Raw genomic sequence first — 14,404 nt, 5'->3', positions numbered from 1 at the left:
GTTCACTCAAAAGAGAAATCCCCTGGTCAGGCGATACGTTCCAGCACCACCGGCGTCGCCTGGAAGTCCGTGCCCGGTGCCGCGATGTCGTACGAGCCCTCCACCGCCTGCAGCGCGTACTCGAAGCGCTCGGGGGTGTCCGTGTGGAGGGTGAGGAGGGGCTGGCCCTCGGTCACCGTGTCTCCCGGCTTGGCGTGCATCTCCACGCCCGCGCCCGCCTGCACCGGGTCCTCCTTGCGCGCACGCCCCGCGCCCAGGCGCCAGGCCGCGACGCCGATGTCGTACGCGTCGAGGCGGGTCAGCACACCGGAGGACGGCGCCTTGATGACGTGCTGTTCCTTCGACGTGGGCAGCACCGCGTCCGGGTCGCCGCCCTGGGCCGCGATCATCCGGCGCCAGACGTCCATCGCCGAGCCGTCGGCCAGGGCCTTCGCCGGGTCGGCGTCCTTCACCCCGGCCGCCTCCAGCATCTCGCGCGCCAGAGCCAGCGTCAGCTCGACCACGTCCGCCGGGCCGCCGCCCGCCAGGACCTCCACCGACTCGCGGACCTCCAGCGCGTTGCCGGCCGTCAGGCCCAGCGGGGTCGACATGTCCGTCAGGAGCGCGACCGTCTTCACGCCGTGGTCGGTGCCGAGGCCGACCATCGTGGTCGCCAGTTCGCGGGCGTCCTCGATCGTCTTCATGAACGCGCCCGTGCCGACCTTGACGTCCAGCACCAGGGAGCCCGTGCCCTCGGCGATCTTCTTCGACATGATCGAGGAAGCGATGAGCGGGATCGCCTCCACCGTTCCCGTCACGTCCCGCAGCGCGTACAGCTTCTTGTCCGCCGGGGCCAGGCCGTCGCCCGCCGCGCAGATCACCGCGCCCGTCGTGTCCAGGACGTTCAGCATCTCCTCGTTGGAGAGCAGCGCGCGCCAGCCCGGGATCGACTCCAGCTTGTCCAGCGTGCCGCCGGTGTGGCCGAGGCCCCGGCCCGAGAGCTGCGGGACGGCAGCCCCGCACGCGGCCACGAGCGGCGCCAGAGGCAGCGTGATCTTGTCGCCCACGCCGCCCGTCGAGTGCTTGTCCGCCGTCGGGCGGGACAGCGACGAGAAGTCCATGCGCTCGCCGGAGGCGATCATGGCCGCCGTCCAGGTGGCGATCTCGCGCCGGTTCATGCCGTTGAGCAGGATCGCCATGGCGAGCGCGGACATCTGCTCGTCGGCGACCTCGCCGCGGGTGTACGCGTCGATGACCCAGTCGATCTGCTCGTCGGTCAGCTCGCCGCGGTCCCGCTTGGTGCGGATCACGGAGATGGCGTCCATGGCCATGGCGGGTGTGGTTCCTTCCGGGAGGTGCGAAGTGCACGGCCCCCCTGCGAGCGGGGCAGGGGGGCCGTACGGCATTACTTGGTGAGATGGTCCGGGCCGAAGGCCTGGGGCAGCATCTCGGACAGCGGGAGGACGCCCGCGGGGGTGTCCAGCAGGAGGTCCGGGCCGCCGAACTCGTACAGGAGCTGGCGGCAGCGGCCGCACGGGACCAGCAGGCCGCCGGTGCCGTCGACGCAGGTGAAGTGCGTCAGGCGGCCACCGCCCGTGCGCTGCAGGTCCGAGACCAGGCCGCACTCGGCGCACAGGCCGAGGCCGTAGGAGGCGTTCTCCACGTTGCAGCCGGTGACGGTGCGGCCGTCGTCGACCCGGGCCGCCACACCGACCGGGAAGCCGGAGTAGGGGGCGTACGCGTGGGACATCGCCTCGCGCGCCACCTCCCGCAGCGCCTCCCAGTCGAACCCGGCGGCCGGTGTCGTCACTTGCCCTGGCCCTTCCGGTACCGCATGCCGTCCGCCTTCGGCATCCGCAGGCGCTGCGCCGAGAGCGAGAGCACCAGCAGCGTGACGACGTACGGGGTGGCGCCGACGAAGTCGCTCGGGACCTCGTCCGTCAGCAGGTACCAGACCAGGACCAGCGCGGCCATGACGGCGCTGAGCGCGCCCTGCCACACGGCCTTCTTGTAGAGCTTCCAGCCCGCCAGGACGGCGAGCAGGACGACCAGCAGGAGCAGCAGGGCGTGGACCGTCACGCCGCCGTTGCGCAGCTGGAGGGCGTCGGAGTAGCCGAACAGGCCCGCGCCCATCGCGAGGCCGCCCGGACGCCAGTTGCCGAAGATCATCGCCGCGAGGCCGATGTAGCCGCGGCCACCGGTCTGGCCCTCCAGGTACGTGTGCGAGGTGACCAGCGCCAGGAAGGCGCCGCCGAGGCCGGCGAGGCCGCCGGAGACGGCCACGGCCGCGTACTTGTAGGTGTAGACGTTGACGCCGAGGGACTCCGCGGCGGTCGGGTTCTCGCCGCAGGAGCGCAGCCGCAGACCGAACGGGGTGCGCCACAGCAGCCACCAGCTGCCGACGAACAGCAGCACGGCGAGGATCGTCACCACGGACAGGTTGGTGACCAGACCGCCGAGGATGCCCGCGATGTCGGAGATCAGGAACCAGTGGTGGTTCTCGATCGAGTGCAGGCCGCTGGACAGGCCGGGCACGGTGACCTGGGGCAGCGAGTCGACCGGCGGGGACTGCTTGGGGTTGCCGCCCGCGCTCGCGGCCTTGCCGCCCGCGAAGAACAGCTTGGCGAGGTACTGGGTGGCGCCGAGGGCGAGCAGGTTGATCGCGACACCGGAGACGATGTGGTCGACGCCGAAGGTGACGGTGACGACGGCGTGCACCAGACCGCCGAGGACACCGAAGGCGATGCCCATCAGCAGGCCGAGCCACGGGCTGGTCTGCCAGCCGATCCAGCCGGCGCCGAAGGTGCCGAGGATCATCATGCCCTCGAGGCCGATGTTGACCACGCCGGACCGCTCCGACCACAGACCGGCGAGGCCGGCGAGGCCGATCGGCACGGCGAGGCCGAGCGCGGCGCCGACCTGGCCGGCGGAGTCGAGCGAGTCGGAGCCGGTGATCATACGGACGGCGGAGACGAGCAGCAGGGCACCGGCGACGATCAAGAGGATCTGGCCGAGGGAGCGGCCCGTGCGCTGCGGCGCTCCCGCCGCCTTGGGCGCCGCGGGCGGCGGCGTGTCGGTCATCGTGGCAGTCATCACGCCACCTCCTGCTTCTTCGTCGCGGCGGCCTGAGCGGCGAGTTCCGCGCCGACCTTCTGCTGCTGGCGCTTGAGGCCGTAGCGTCGTACGACCTCGTAGGCGATCACGACGCAGAGGACGATGACGCCCTCGATGACGCCGAGGATCTCCTTGTCGTAGCCCTGGAACTCCAGGTGGTTGGTGGTGCGCTCCAGGAAGCCCCACAGCAGGGCGCCCAGCGCGATGCCGACCGGGTTGTTGCGGCCGAGCAGCGCGATGGCGATGCCGGTGAAGCCGATACCGGTGGGGAAGCTGTTGTCGTACTGGTGGCTCTCGTTCAGCAGCGTGGGCATGCCGACCAGGCCGGCCACCGCGCCCGAGATGATCATGCTGGTGGCGACCATCTTCTTCACCGACACACCGCTCGCGGCGGCGGCGCTCTCGGACTGGCCGACGGTGCGCAGGTCGAAGCCGAAACGGGTGCGGCCGAGCACGAACCAGTAGGCGAGGCCGACGATCACGGCGACGATGATGAAGCCGTCCAGGATGCCGGCCGGGCCCGTGTCGATGGTGAAGAAGTACGAGTCCGACGGCAGCGGCTTGGTGGAGACCAGGGTGCCGCCCTGCTGGAGTTCGCCCAGCTTCCCGGGCTGGAGCAGGTAGGCGATGATCGCGGTGGCGATCGAGTTCAGCATGATGGTCGAGATGACCTCGCTGACGCCCCGGGTCACCTTGAGGACGCCGGCGATGGCCGCCCACAGGGCACCGGTCGCCATGGCGCAGATGAGGATCAGCAGGATGGAGAGCCAGCCCGGCAGGGTCAGCGCCCCGCCGAGGACGGCGGCGATGAACGCGGCGAGCCGGTACTGGCCGTCGACACCGATGTTGAACAGGTTCATCCGGAAGCCGATGGCCACCGAGACACCCGCGAGGTAGTACGTCGTCGCCTTGTTCAGGATGTAGACCTGGCTGTCGCTGGCGAAGCCGTAGGTCACCATGTCGCTGAACGCGTCGCCGGGGTTCTTGCCGGTCGCGAGGATCACCAGGGTGGTGACGACGAGCGCGGCGACGACCGCCAGCAGCGGCGCGGCGATGCCGAGGAGCAGCCGCTCCTTGTCGATGCGTTGGGTCAGCTTGTTCATCGCTCGTCGTCCTCTGTGTGCTCCAGGTGGCCGGTGGCCGCACCCGTCATGGCGGAGCCCAGCTCTTCGGGGGTGATCGTGGCGGGGTCGGCGTCGGCGACCAGGCGGCCGCGGTACATCACCCGCAGGGTGTCGGAGAGCCCGATCAGCTCGTCCAGGTCCGCGGAGATCAGCAGTACGGCCAGGCCCTCGCGGCGGGCCTCGCGGATGTAGTCCCAGATCGCGGCCTGTGCGCCGACGTCCACACCGCGGGTGGGGTGGGCGGCGATGAGCAGCTTGGGGTTGTGGCTCATCTCGCGGCCGACGATCAGCTTCTGCTGGTTGCCGCCGGACAGCGAGGCCGCGGTGACGTCGATACCGGGGGTGCGGACGTCGTAGGCCTCGACGATCCGCTCGGTGTCGGCGCGGGCCGCCTTGATGTCGAGCAGTCCGCCGCGCGCGTTGGGCCGCTCGGTGACATGGCCGAGGATGCGGTTCTCCCACAGCGGGGCCTCGAGGAGCAGGCCGTGGCGGTGGCGGTCCTCGGGGATGTAGCCGATGCCGGACTCGCGGCGGTCGCGGGTGGGGGCGCGGGAGATGTCGGTGCCGTCGAGGGTGATGACACCGGCGTCCGGATGGCGCATGCCCATGATCGCCTCGACCAGCTCGGACTGGCCGTTGCCCTCCACACCGGCGATGCCCAGGACCTCGCCCTTGTGGATGGTGAAGGAGATCTGGTCCAGGATGATCCGCTCGATGCCTTCGAGGTCGGTCTGCGCGAGGTGCAGCCCCTCCAGCTTCAGCATCGGGACGTCCGTGACGGTGGACTCCTCGGTCTCCGGGGTGGGCAGTTCGCTGCCGACCATCAGCTCGGCGAGCTGCTTGGGTGTGGTGCCCCGCGGCTCGACCGTGCCGACGGTGGTGCCGCGCCGGATGACGGTGATCTCGTCGGCGACCGCCAGTACCTCGCCCAGCTTGTGGGAGATGAAGATGACGGTGAGGCCCTCGGACTTCAGCTCGCGCAGGTTGTCGAAGAGCGCGTCGACCTCCTGCGGCACGAGCACCGCGGTGGGCTCGTCCAGGATGAGGGTCTTGGCGCCGCGGTAGAGGACCTTGAGGATCTCCACGCGCTGGCGGTCGGCGACGCCCAGCTCCTCGACGAGCACGTCCGGGCGGACGTTCAGGCCGTACGCGTCGGAGATCTCCTTGATCTTGGCGCGGGCCTTGCCCCCGATGCCGTACAGCTTCTCCGCGCCGAGGACGACGTTCTCCAGCACGGTGAGGTTGTCGGCGAGCATGAAGTGCTGGTGCACCATGCCGATGCCGCGGGCGATGGCGTCGCCGGGGTTGTGGAAGGTGACCTGTTCGCCGCCCACCGTGATGGTGCCCTCGTCCGGCTGCTGCATGCCGTAGAGGATCTTCATCAGGGTGGACTTGCCGGCGCCGTTCTCACCGCACAGGGCGTGGACGGTGCCCGTGCGAACGGTGATGTCGATGTCGCGGTTGGCGACGACGCCGGGGAAGCGCTTGGTGATGCCGCGCAGTTCGACGGCAGCGGGAGGGCTGGACGCGTTGATGGCGCACTCTCCTCGGGGAAAGGGGCTGCGTGGGGGAGGTGGCGGGCGTCGGCGACGCTAGCGCGGCAACTCCGCGCTACACGCGTAGAGTTGACACATTGTTATGGCTCGGCGAGGGGGCCTCACGAAAGGCGCCCCCGCGCCGAGCCCAGGTCCGGCGGACTCCGAGGCGAACCCTCGCAAGCCGTCCGGTGGGACCCCGCGGAATCCGTTGCGGATCCTTCGGGGTCCCGTCAGGTCACTTGGTGGTGTTGACCTTGATCTGGCCGTCGACGATCTTCTTCTTCGCGGCGTCCAGCTGGGACTTGATGTCGTCGATGAAGCCACCGCTGGTGGCCAGCGAGACACCGTTCTTGGCGAGCGAGTAGGTGTTGGTGCCGGTCAGCGGCTTGCCGTCGTGGACGGACGAGATGAAGTCGTAGACACCGACGTCGACGTTCTTGACCATCGAGGTCAGGATCGCGTTCTTGTACTTGGCCAGACCCGGGATGTTGTACTGGTCCGAGTCGACACCGATCGCCCAGGCGCCCTTCTTGCCGGCGACGGCCTCGATCGCGCCGTTGCCGGAGGAGCCGGCCGCCGAGTAGATGACGTCCGCGCCGCTGTCGAGCATGCCCTGCGCGGCCTCCTTGCCCTTGTCGGGGCTGGCGAAGCCGGAGGTGTCCGAACCGTGCGACAGGTACTGGCTGTCGACCTTGACCTTCGGGTTGGTGTCGTGGACGCCCTGGATGTAACCCGCCTCGAACTTCTTGATCAGCGGGACGTCGACACCGCCGATGAAGCCGACGTGCTTCGTCTTGGTCTTCAGCGCGGCGGCGACACCGGCCAGGTAGGAGCCCTGCTCCTCGGTGAACGTGATGCTGTCGACGTTCTTGGCGTTCACGACCGAGTCGACGATGCCGAAGCTGGTCTTCGGGTACTTCGCGGCGACCTTGGTCATGGACGGGGCGTAGGCGTAACCGACGGCGATGATCGGGTTGTAGCCGGCGTCCGCAAGGTCCGACAGGCGCTGCTCGCGGTCGGCCTCGGTGTCCGAGGTCTTGGCGGTCAGCTCCTTGATCGAGCCGCCGAACTCCTTCTGGGCCTTGTCGGCACCGCGCGCGGCGGAGTCGTTGAAGGAGCGGTCACCACGGCCGCCGACGTCGTAGGCGAGACCGATCTTGACACCCTTGCCGCCGCCGGAGGGGGAGGAGGCGGTGTTGTTGTCGGAGGAGGTGCTGCCACAGGCAGTGGCAGTCACGGCGAGTGCTGCGGTGGCGATGCACGCAGCGGAAAGCTTGGCTACCCGGCGCACGGGAGGCTCCTTCACCTGACCTGAGCGCCGTGTCGGCGCTTGATGTGAGCACCATGCCAGTGCTCGAGCCGGAACGCCCCGTCGGCGTCGGCTTCGCGGCATCGTAACGCGCGTAGATGTCGCAAAAAACCCTCTCGCGAAGCCGTTATCGATTCGAGGCAAACAGCGTCTGAACTCGGACTCTCATCCCTCTCATGGCCCTGTTGCGCCCCGTGCACGAATGGCTTACCAGTGTGTTGCGCCGGTCAGGGGAACGGCCCCCGCAGGGGCCGCGGCCTCAGCCCTATACGCCGTTCGGCTCCAGGAAGGCGGCCGCCGTGAACATCTCCACGCCGACCGTGATCGCGTGCTCGTCGGCGTCGAAGTCGCCCTGGTGCAGATCACGCACCGTGCGCTCGCCCGGTGTGCGCACACCGAGGCGGGCCATGGCTCCCGGCACCTGCTCCAGGTACCAGGAGAAGTCCTCGCCGCCGAGGCTCTGCTCGGTGCTCTCGACGGAGTCCCGGCCGCGCCGTGCGGCCATCGACCGGCGCAGCAGGTCGGTGGACTCCTTGTCGTTGACGACCGGCGGCACTCCGCGTACGTAGGTGATCTCGGACTTGGCGCGGTGCAGGGTGGCGACCTCGTCGATGGCCGCGTGCACGATGTCGGGGGCCTGCCGCCAGGCCTCCAGGTCCAGGCAGCGGATGGTGCCGGACAGCTCGGCGTGCTGCGGGATCACGTTCGGCGCGTGCCCCGACTCGATCCGCCCCCAGGTCATCACCAGGCCGGCGCGGGTGTCGACGCGGCGGGCGATCACGGCGGGGACGTCCACGGCGACGCGGGCGACGGCGGTGACCAGGTCGGTGGTCAGATGCGGCCGCGCGGTGTGCCCGCCGGGTCCGTTCAGCGCCACCTCCAGGCGGTCGCACGCACTCGTGATCGCCCCGTGCCGCAGCCCGACCTTCCCGGCGTCGACCCGGGGGTCGCAGTGCACGGCGAGGATCCGCCCGACCCCGGCCAGCACCCCGTCCTCGATGGCGTCCAGCGCGCCGCCGGGCAGCACCTCCTCGGCGGGCTGGAAGAGCAGCCGCACCGGCCGGGACAGCAGTCCCTTGCTGTGCAGGTCGGCGAGGACCAGCCCGGCGCCGAGCACCACGGTCGTGTGCACATCGTGACCGCACGCATGCGCCCGGTCGGGCACGGTCGACCGGTACGGACAGTCACTCTTGGTGTCCGGGATGGGCAGGGCGTCGATGTCCGCGCGCAGTGCGAGCAGCGGTACGGCCGGCCGCTCACCCTCCGCGAGCCCGATGTCACACACGAGTCCGGTCCCCTTGGCGAGCACCCGGGGCCGAAGCCCTGCCTGCTCCAGCCGCTCCTTGATCGCGGCGGTCGTGCGGAACTCCTGATTGCCCAGCTCAGGGTGCATGTGCAAGTCGCGACGGAAGGCGACGAGTTCGGCGTGCAGGGCTTCGCTCAGCACACCGGGGAGCACATCCCCCGCGAGGCCGGCCTCGGACTCTAGGGACATCAATTGCTTCACCCTCTGAAGGGTAGGACGCCCGGTAGGTCAACTACCCCTCGATCAACAAAAGTTCAGCCCGTTAGGGGAAGAAAATCTGACCGGCGGACGCATGGCGGCGGACTCTGATGGGTAAAACCCTTCTTTCTCCTTCCACGCATACCACGCCTCACGGCACTCACGCTCGCCATGTCCACGAACCGGACCCCGCCCGGCGCTCCCCGCCGGTAGATTCCGCACCCGTGACCGAGACCTTCCTCCAGACGACCCGTACCTCCTACGACGCGATCGCGAAGGACTACGCGGCCCAGTTCCCGGCCGGCGACTGGCACCCCCTCGACCGCACCCTGATCACCGCCTTCGCCGAGCTGGTCACCGGGCACGGCACAGCCCCCGTGGCCGACCTCGGCAGCGGCCCCGGCCACGTCACCGCGCTCCTGGACGAGCTGGGCGTCCCGGCCTTCGGCGTCGACCTCTCCCCCGCCATGGTGGCCCTGGCCCGCGAGGCCTATCCCCAACTGCGCTTCCACGTGGGCTCGATGACGTCCCTGGACCTGCCGGACGCCACCCTGGGCGGCATCCTCGCCCTGTACTCGACGATCCATGTCCCCGACACCCACCTGCCGGCGGCCTTCGCGGAATTCCACCGCACCCTGCGGCCCGGCGGCCACGCCCTCCTCGCCTTCCAGACCGCCCCCGAGCCCGGCCACCTCCACCTGCCGGAGCGCTTCGGCCACGAGATCGACCTCGACTACTACTGGCGCACCGCGGAGCAGATCACCCGGCTGCTGACGGAGGCGGGCCTGGAGCTGGTGGCGACGGTACGGCGGGAGCCGGCCGGGGAGGAGAAGTGGGCACGGGCGTTCGTACTGGTCCGCAGGCCGGGTGGCGAAGGCTGAGCGGTGCCGTTTGTCAGTGGGCCGGGGTAATCTCCCGACCCAAGATCCACGCTCAGGGACTGCTCAGGGAGAGCACAGAGTTTCAGGCATTCAGCGATTCAGCGATTCAAGGATTCAAGGGGGAATCTGCCATGACCGGCACCGACAGCAGCGCCTACGAGGGGTTCACGGCCGAGGAGCGGGCCGCGATGAAGGAGCACGCCCGGGAGCTGAAGACTTCGGCCCGCCGCACCTCGGCCGCGGAGAAGGCGGCACAGACGGAGGCCGACGTGCTCGCGAAGATCGCCGAGATGCAGGACGCGGACCGGATCATGGCCGAGCGCGTCCACGCCGTGATCACCGCGACGGCCCCCGCCCTGGCACCGAAGCTCTGGTACGGCATGCCCGCCTACGCACTGAACGGCAAGATCGTCTGCCACTTCCAGAGCGCGGAGAAATTCAAGTCGCGCTACGCGACCCTCGGCTTCAGCGACCAGGCCGACCTGGACGAGGGCCCGATGTGGCCGACCGGTTTCGCCCTGACCGAGGTGACGGCTGAGGTGGAGGCCCGGATCGCGGCCCTGGTGAAACGCGCGGTGGGCTGACGACGCGCCCCTCTTTACGCCACCCCCGGTACTCCGCGCGAGCCTTCACCAACCCCGGCAAGGGGCACGGCGGTTCGGGCGGCGCCGGGTCGGTGTCCCACGTCGAGACGCGTATGCGTCGCTTGGCCGCACGGCCCTGAAGGACCCAACAAGCCGCACAGTTGGACCGAACCGGATGTAACACCCCCATCCGATCCGCACCATGGGGAGGGACGAAGTCCGGGAGGAACAGCATGGAGAAACACCAGCGTCGGCAGTTTCTCGGCGAGGTTCACGACGAGCGGGACCGGCTGCTGCCGCTCCGCGCGGAAGCGACGCGGACCACGATCGAAATGGTGCGGACGAGCGGGAGGCAGGTCGCGGAACCCGACCTCGTGCCCTATCTGAACCTGGCCTACCTGCTGGCGGTCAAGCGCACTCGTAGCGAGGACGAACTGCTGGCCTTCGCGCTGTCGTTGGCGAACTGGGCGGTCGCGGCGGTCGCCGACCTCGCGAAGTACACCGACCGGACGGTGGAAGAGGTCGTCGACGTGTACGAGACCGCGATCATGGCCGCGGCGGATGCCGACGAGGAACCGAGCTGATCCGGTCCGCCGGGAGAGCCGGTCGGAACCGTCACTCCTCGGTCCGCTGTGTGACGGGTGCGCTCGTGCTGTCGCCGAGGAACTCGTACCAGCGGCGCTGCAGGCAGAGGTAGAGCGTGTCGGCCTCGACCAGGTCGAGGAAGGCGCCCACGGCCTCGGCCAGCCGTTCCTGCAGCCCGGTGTCGAGCAGGTCACCGTCGTCCGCGAACGCCTGATGGGCCTTGGCCAGGCTGAACATGTCGGGGTAGACGCGGGCCCCCAGGTGCTCGAGCGGGACGCGCAGCGCCCACAGCCCCCGGTTGCCGCCCACCATGGAGGGGGAGGCCGAGACAAGCATCGTCTGCTTGTCCTTGAAGGGCTGGGGCCGGAACCGGGACACCCAGTCGATGGCGTTCTTCACCACACCGGGCACCGACGCGTTGTACTCGGGGGAAGCGATGACGAGAGCCTGGGCCGACTGGACGCGGTCACGCAGTGCCACGGCCCCCGCGGGTGGCCCTTGGGCCTCCTCCACGTCCCCGTCGTAGGAGGGGGTGTCGAAGTCGCGGAGACGGGCCAGGTCGGCCGTGGCACCGGCCCGCTCCACGAGTCGCGCGACGAGCGTGGCCAGACGTGAATTGACGGAGCTGGTCCTGGACGATCCGGCCAGTACGAGCACGCGCAGCGCCGCGCGGTTCCCAGGCGAGTCCGGGGCGTGGGGATCGTCGGGCCAGCGTCGGGTATCCGTCATCATCGTGCCTCTCGCGTCGCCGTCTCGAACCCGCTACCTGCGCGTTCCACCGCGAGAAGATCCTCACCCCAACGGTCTGCCGACGCATCCCTAAGCCATGCTCACCGCCGCCAACCGATGCACGTCCCGCGCCGTCCCCGTCACCCCCGACAGGAACCCCTGCGCTCGCGGCGAGGCGGTCTCCGTCAGCCAGGAAGGGTCGATGTCGCACACCGCCACCCGCACCCCGGTGCCCGCCAGTGCCAGCGGCAGGGTGTGGACGACCGTCGAGGGGAAGCTGAGGATCGTACGGCCGATCGGGCCCCTGCGGGCGATCAGCTCCAGGGGAAGGTCCGGGCGGACGATCTCCAGGCCGGTCTCCGCCGCCAGGCGGTGGAGTTTCTGCGCGCTCTCCCTGCGGTGCGCGAAGTAGCGTGTCGCGCCGTGGGCCCTGGCCAGGCCGCGGACGGCCTCCAGATAGCGGTCGCCGTCCACGACTCCCGTCTCCACCAGGGAGGTGCCGACCATGTCCGCGGTCTTGGTGATGCGCGGCGGGCCGAAGCGGGCGCGGGTCCAGGAGAAGTCGTTCGCCGTGACCGTCACTCCGTCCGGCGTCTCCGTCACCGGCATGGAGGAGAACACCTCCACCCGGCGGCGGGCGCTCGGTGTCAGGCGGCGGCGGGCCGAGGAGGAGACCGGGGCGAACAGCAGGTCCCTCGCGCCCGGGCGGCCGCCCTTGCGGTGCCAGCGGACCAGGCGCTCGCCCTTCGCCAGCTGGGCGACGAACTCCATCGTCGCCGTGCCGTCGTCGACCACGACCAGGTCCCGGGCCCGGGTGATGGTCAGCAGCAGTTGCACATAGCGGGAGAAAGGGTCTCCCATGACGATGCGGTCCGCCCGCCTCAGAGCCCCGGTCAGCCCGCCGATCGTCTGGAACGGGGCCGCCGGGCCGCCCCGCGCCTCCTCCCAGCGCACCCGGTACCCCTCGTCCCGGGCCAGGTCCGCCATACGGCGCAGCTGGCCCCGGGTCATGGGGTCGGTCGGGGACAGGACGACGACCGTGAGGTCCGCGCCGGCCGGTGGCGGGTCGCCGGCCACCGTCCGCCTCACCTGCGCGGGCACGGACGGAAGCGGGTCCGGGTCCGGCAGCGGGTCCGGCTCCGCGCCGCGCAGGCCCTGCAGATGCGCCCACTCCAGTACGTTCAGCAGCTGGACCGGGCTCTCCACGAAGGCGAGCGTGCGGGGAGGGTGGCCGGCCTGACCGGCGCGGGGGCTCATCGGCGTACGACCGTCCCGTCGTCAGGGGATCAAGAGGCCAGGGTTCAGACCGTGACCGGCTCGCCGGCCGCGGCCGCGATCTCCGCCTCGGCGACGACGCCGGCGACACGGCGCAGCTTCTTCATCGGGGCCAGCTCGGAGTCGTAGACCTTCTTCACGCCGTCGCCGAGGGAGGCCTCGATCACCCGGATGTCGCGCACCAGGCGCTCCAGGCCCTGCGGCTCCACCGACGCGGCCTGGTCGGAGCCCCACATGGCGCGGTCGAGGGTGATGTGGCGCTCGACGAACGTCGCGCCGAGGGCGACGGCGGCCAGCGTCGTCTGCAGGCCGGTCTCGTGGCCGGAGTAGCCGATCGGGACGTTCGGGTACTCCTTCTCCAGCGTGTTGATCACGCGGAGGTTCAGCTCGTCGGCCTTCGCCGGGTAGGTCGACGTGGCGTGGCACATGAGGATGTTGTCCGAGCCCAGGACCTCGACCGCGTGGCGGATCTGCTTCGGGGTCGACATGCCGGTGGAGAGGATGACCGAGCGGCCCGTCGCGCGCAGGGCGCGCAGCAGTTCGTCGTCCGTCAGGGACGCGCTCGCCACCTTGTGGGCCGGGAGGTCGAACTTCTCCAGGAAGGCGACGGCCTCGGTGTCCCACGGGGAGGCGAACCAGTCGATCCCCTTCTCCTTGCAGTACTCGTCGATCTGGCGGTACTCGTCCTCACCGAACTCCACGCGGTGGCGGTAGTCGATGTAGGTCATCCGGCCCCAGGGGGTGTCGCGCTCGATGTCCCACTGGTCGCGGGGGGTGCAGATCTCCGGTGTGCGCTTCTGGAACTTGACCGCGTCGCAGCCGGCCTCGGCGGCCACGTCGATCAGCTTGAAGGCGTTCTCCAGCTCACCGTTGTGGTTGATGCCGATCTCGCCGCAGATGTAGACGGGGCGGCCGGGGCCGACCTCGCGTGAACCGAACGTGCGGATGCGGGAGTTGCTGCTCATGGGGGAGATTTCCTTACTTGGGGAGGGAATCGAGAGAGGGGCCGAGGATCCAGCTGGCGATCTCTCGGATCGCGCCGTCACCGCCCGGGAGGGTGGTGACCGCGCGTGCGGCGCCGCGTACGACGTCGTGGGCGCTCGCGACCGCCACGGGCCAGCCGACGAGGGCGAAGCACGGCAGGTCGTTGACGTCGTTGCCGACGTAGAGCACGCGCTCCGGCGCGATGCCCTGCTCCTCGCACCACTGCTTCAGCGCGAGGTCCTTGCGGTCGATGCCGTGCAGCACCGGGAGCTTGAGCTTCCGGGCGCGGGCGGCGACCACAGGGTTCTGTTCCGTGGACAGGATCAGCATCTTCAGGCCGCTGCGACGCAGGGCCGCGATGCCCAGTCCGTCGCCGCGGTGCACGGAGACGAACTCCCGTCCTTCGGAGTCGATCAGCACCCGGTCGTCGGTCTGGGTGCCGTCGAAGTCCAGTACGACCGCGTCGATGTCGTCGGCGGTCGGCAGCGAACCGGGGCGGTCCGCGTCGAAGAGGGGCGCGAGCGCGCGGGCCCGGGCCAGGTCGTGCGGGTCGTCGATCTCCAGCACGCGCGCGGGGTCGGTGCGGACGAGTTCCGTGCGGCCGAAGAAGCGGTGCCGGTGCTTGCGGAAGCCCGTCGCGTCCATCGCGTAGGCGGCGCCGGTCTCCAGGAAGTCCTGGGGGCGGTCCTGGCGGCGCGGGCGGAAGGACTTGTCGTGGTTGACGCCGTGGCCTCCGGCCGCCGGCGCGGGAACGGCGTGGCTGCCGCCCGCCGCCGCGGCCACCGGGGCCGTGCCGGG

General features: G+C 70.2%; 14 protein-coding genes. 3 read left to right on the top strand and 11 right to left on the bottom strand.

Annotated features, from left to right (window positions below; translation table 11 throughout):
• Nucleotides 1-26: 26 nt before the first annotated feature.
• The 7 genes from ACWC0C_RS30260 to ACWC0C_RS30230 all read right to left on the bottom strand — a co-directional run bounded on the left by ACWC0C_RS30260 (nucleotide 27) and on the right by ACWC0C_RS30230 (nucleotide 8,559).
• Nucleotides 27-1,304 (bottom strand): thymidine phosphorylase, encoded by a 1,278-nt coding sequence (locus tag ACWC0C_RS30260; RefSeq protein ID WP_449195898.1) that lies wholly within the window; start codon nucleotides 1,302-1,304, stop codon nucleotides 27-29.
• 80 nt (nucleotides 1,305-1,384) lie between these two features.
• Nucleotides 1,385-1,789 carry a cytidine deaminase gene (locus tag ACWC0C_RS30255; RefSeq protein WP_450867203.1) on the bottom strand — a complete coding sequence of 135 codons (405 nt, stop codon included), beginning with the start codon at nucleotides 1,787-1,789 and terminating at the stop codon, nucleotides 1,385-1,387.
• Complete coding sequence (locus ACWC0C_RS30250; protein ID WP_450867201.1) at nucleotides 1,786-3,072, bottom strand: ABC transporter permease; 1,287 nt, start codon at nucleotides 3,070-3,072, stop codon at nucleotides 1,786-1,788. The genes ACWC0C_RS30255 and ACWC0C_RS30250 overlap by 4 nt, the downstream gene beginning before the upstream one ends.
• Nucleotides 3,072-4,196: an ABC transporter permease gene (locus tag ACWC0C_RS30245; RefSeq protein WP_449195865.1), complete on the bottom strand. Its 1,125-nt coding sequence runs from the start codon at nucleotides 4,194-4,196 to the stop codon at nucleotides 3,072-3,074. Before ACWC0C_RS30245 ends, ACWC0C_RS30250 begins: the two co-directional genes overlap by 1 nt.
• A complete protein-coding gene (locus ACWC0C_RS30240; protein WP_449195899.1) occupies nucleotides 4,193-5,719 on the bottom strand; it encodes an ABC transporter ATP-binding protein in 1,527 nt (508 codons plus the stop codon). Before ACWC0C_RS30240 ends, ACWC0C_RS30245 begins: the two co-directional genes overlap by 4 nt.
• A 271-nt stretch (nucleotides 5,720-5,990) precedes the next feature.
• Nucleotides 5,991-7,046: a BMP family lipoprotein gene (locus ACWC0C_RS30235; RefSeq protein WP_450867200.1), complete on the bottom strand. Its 1,056-nt coding sequence runs from the start codon at nucleotides 7,044-7,046 to the stop codon at nucleotides 5,991-5,993.
• Nucleotides 7,047-7,329: 283 nt separating this feature from the next.
• A complete protein-coding gene (locus ACWC0C_RS30230; protein WP_450867198.1) occupies nucleotides 7,330-8,559 on the bottom strand; it encodes an amidohydrolase in 1,230 nt (409 codons plus the stop codon).
• Between the two features lie 233 nt (nucleotides 8,560-8,792).
• Here ACWC0C_RS30230 and ACWC0C_RS30225 point away from each other — a divergent pair, with 233 nt between their 5' ends.
• The 3 genes from ACWC0C_RS30225 to ACWC0C_RS30215 all read left to right on the top strand — a co-directional run bounded on the left by ACWC0C_RS30225 (nucleotide 8,793) and on the right by ACWC0C_RS30215 (nucleotide 10,617).
• Complete coding sequence (locus ACWC0C_RS30225; protein ID WP_449195868.1) at nucleotides 8,793-9,449, top strand: class I SAM-dependent DNA methyltransferase; 657 nt, start codon at nucleotides 8,793-8,795, stop codon at nucleotides 9,447-9,449.
• Between the two features lie 131 nt (nucleotides 9,450-9,580).
• Entirely contained in the window at nucleotides 9,581-10,033 is a 453-nt protein-coding gene (locus ACWC0C_RS30220) for an iron chaperone (RefSeq protein WP_450867196.1), read from the top strand.
• A gap of 233 nt (nucleotides 10,034-10,266) precedes the next feature.
• Nucleotides 10,267-10,617, top strand: coding sequence for a hypothetical protein (locus ACWC0C_RS30215; RefSeq protein ID WP_450867195.1), 351 nt, complete (start codon nucleotides 10,267-10,269; stop codon nucleotides 10,615-10,617).
• 31 nt (nucleotides 10,618-10,648) lie between these two features.
• Here ACWC0C_RS30215 and ACWC0C_RS30210 read toward each other — a convergent pair whose 3' ends face one another.
• From ACWC0C_RS30210 to ACWC0C_RS30195, 4 genes are all read right to left on the bottom strand, one after another.
• A complete protein-coding gene (locus ACWC0C_RS30210; protein WP_450867333.1) occupies nucleotides 10,649-11,347 on the bottom strand; it encodes an NADPH-dependent FMN reductase in 699 nt (232 codons plus the stop codon).
• 90 nt (nucleotides 11,348-11,437) lie between these two features.
• Complete coding sequence (locus ACWC0C_RS30205; RefSeq protein WP_450867194.1) at nucleotides 11,438-12,604, bottom strand: hypothetical protein; 1,167 nt, start codon at nucleotides 12,602-12,604, stop codon at nucleotides 11,438-11,440.
• A gap of 44 nt (nucleotides 12,605-12,648) precedes the next feature.
• Nucleotides 12,649-13,587, bottom strand: a complete 939-nt coding sequence (locus tag ACWC0C_RS30200) for an N-acetylneuraminate synthase family protein (RefSeq protein WP_449195878.1) — start codon at nucleotides 13,585-13,587, stop codon at nucleotides 12,649-12,651.
• Nucleotides 13,588-13,600: 13 nt separating this feature from the next.
• Nucleotides 13,601-14,404: HAD hydrolase family protein (locus tag ACWC0C_RS30195; RefSeq protein ID WP_450867193.1), on the bottom strand; the 804-nt coding region annotated here is incomplete at its 5' end.

It is taken from the genome of Streptomyces sp. NPDC001709 (genome assembly GCF_053596375.1).
The sequence above is the reverse complement of the archived record's forward strand: the minus strand, read 5'-3'. Positions and strand labels throughout refer to the sequence as shown.

Excerpts from the sequence above, each read along its gene's own strand:
- ACWC0C_RS30260 (WP_449195898.1), bottom strand. The coding sequence starts at position 1,304 with ATGGACGCCATCTCCGTGATCCGCACCAAGCGGGACCGCGGCGAGCTG.
- ACWC0C_RS30250 (WP_450867201.1), bottom strand. The coding sequence starts at position 3,072 with ATGACTGCCACGATGACCGACACGCCGCCGCCCGCGGCGCCCAAGGCG.
- ACWC0C_RS30245 (WP_449195865.1), bottom strand. The coding sequence starts at position 4,196 with ATGAACAAGCTGACCCAACGCATCGACAAGGAGCGGCTGCTCCTCGGC.
- ACWC0C_RS30230 (WP_450867198.1), bottom strand. The coding sequence starts at position 8,559 with ATGTCCCTAGAGTCCGAGGCCGGCCTCGCGGGGGATGTGCTCCCCGGT.
- ACWC0C_RS30220 (WP_450867196.1), top strand. The coding sequence starts at position 9,581 with ATGACCGGCACCGACAGCAGCGCCTACGAGGGGTTCACGGCCGAGGAG.
- ACWC0C_RS30215 (WP_450867195.1), top strand. The coding sequence starts at position 10,267 with ATGGAGAAACACCAGCGTCGGCAGTTTCTCGGCGAGGTTCACGACGAG.
- ACWC0C_RS30210 (WP_450867333.1), bottom strand. The coding sequence starts at position 11,347 with ATGACGGATACCCGACGCTGGCCCGACGATCCCCACGCCCCGGACTCG.
- ACWC0C_RS30205 (WP_450867194.1), bottom strand. The coding sequence starts at position 12,604 with ATGAGCCCCCGCGCCGGTCAGGCCGGCCACCCTCCCCGCACGCTCGCC.
- ACWC0C_RS30200 (WP_449195878.1), bottom strand. The coding sequence starts at position 13,587 with ATGAGCAGCAACTCCCGCATCCGCACGTTCGGTTCACGCGAGGTCGGC.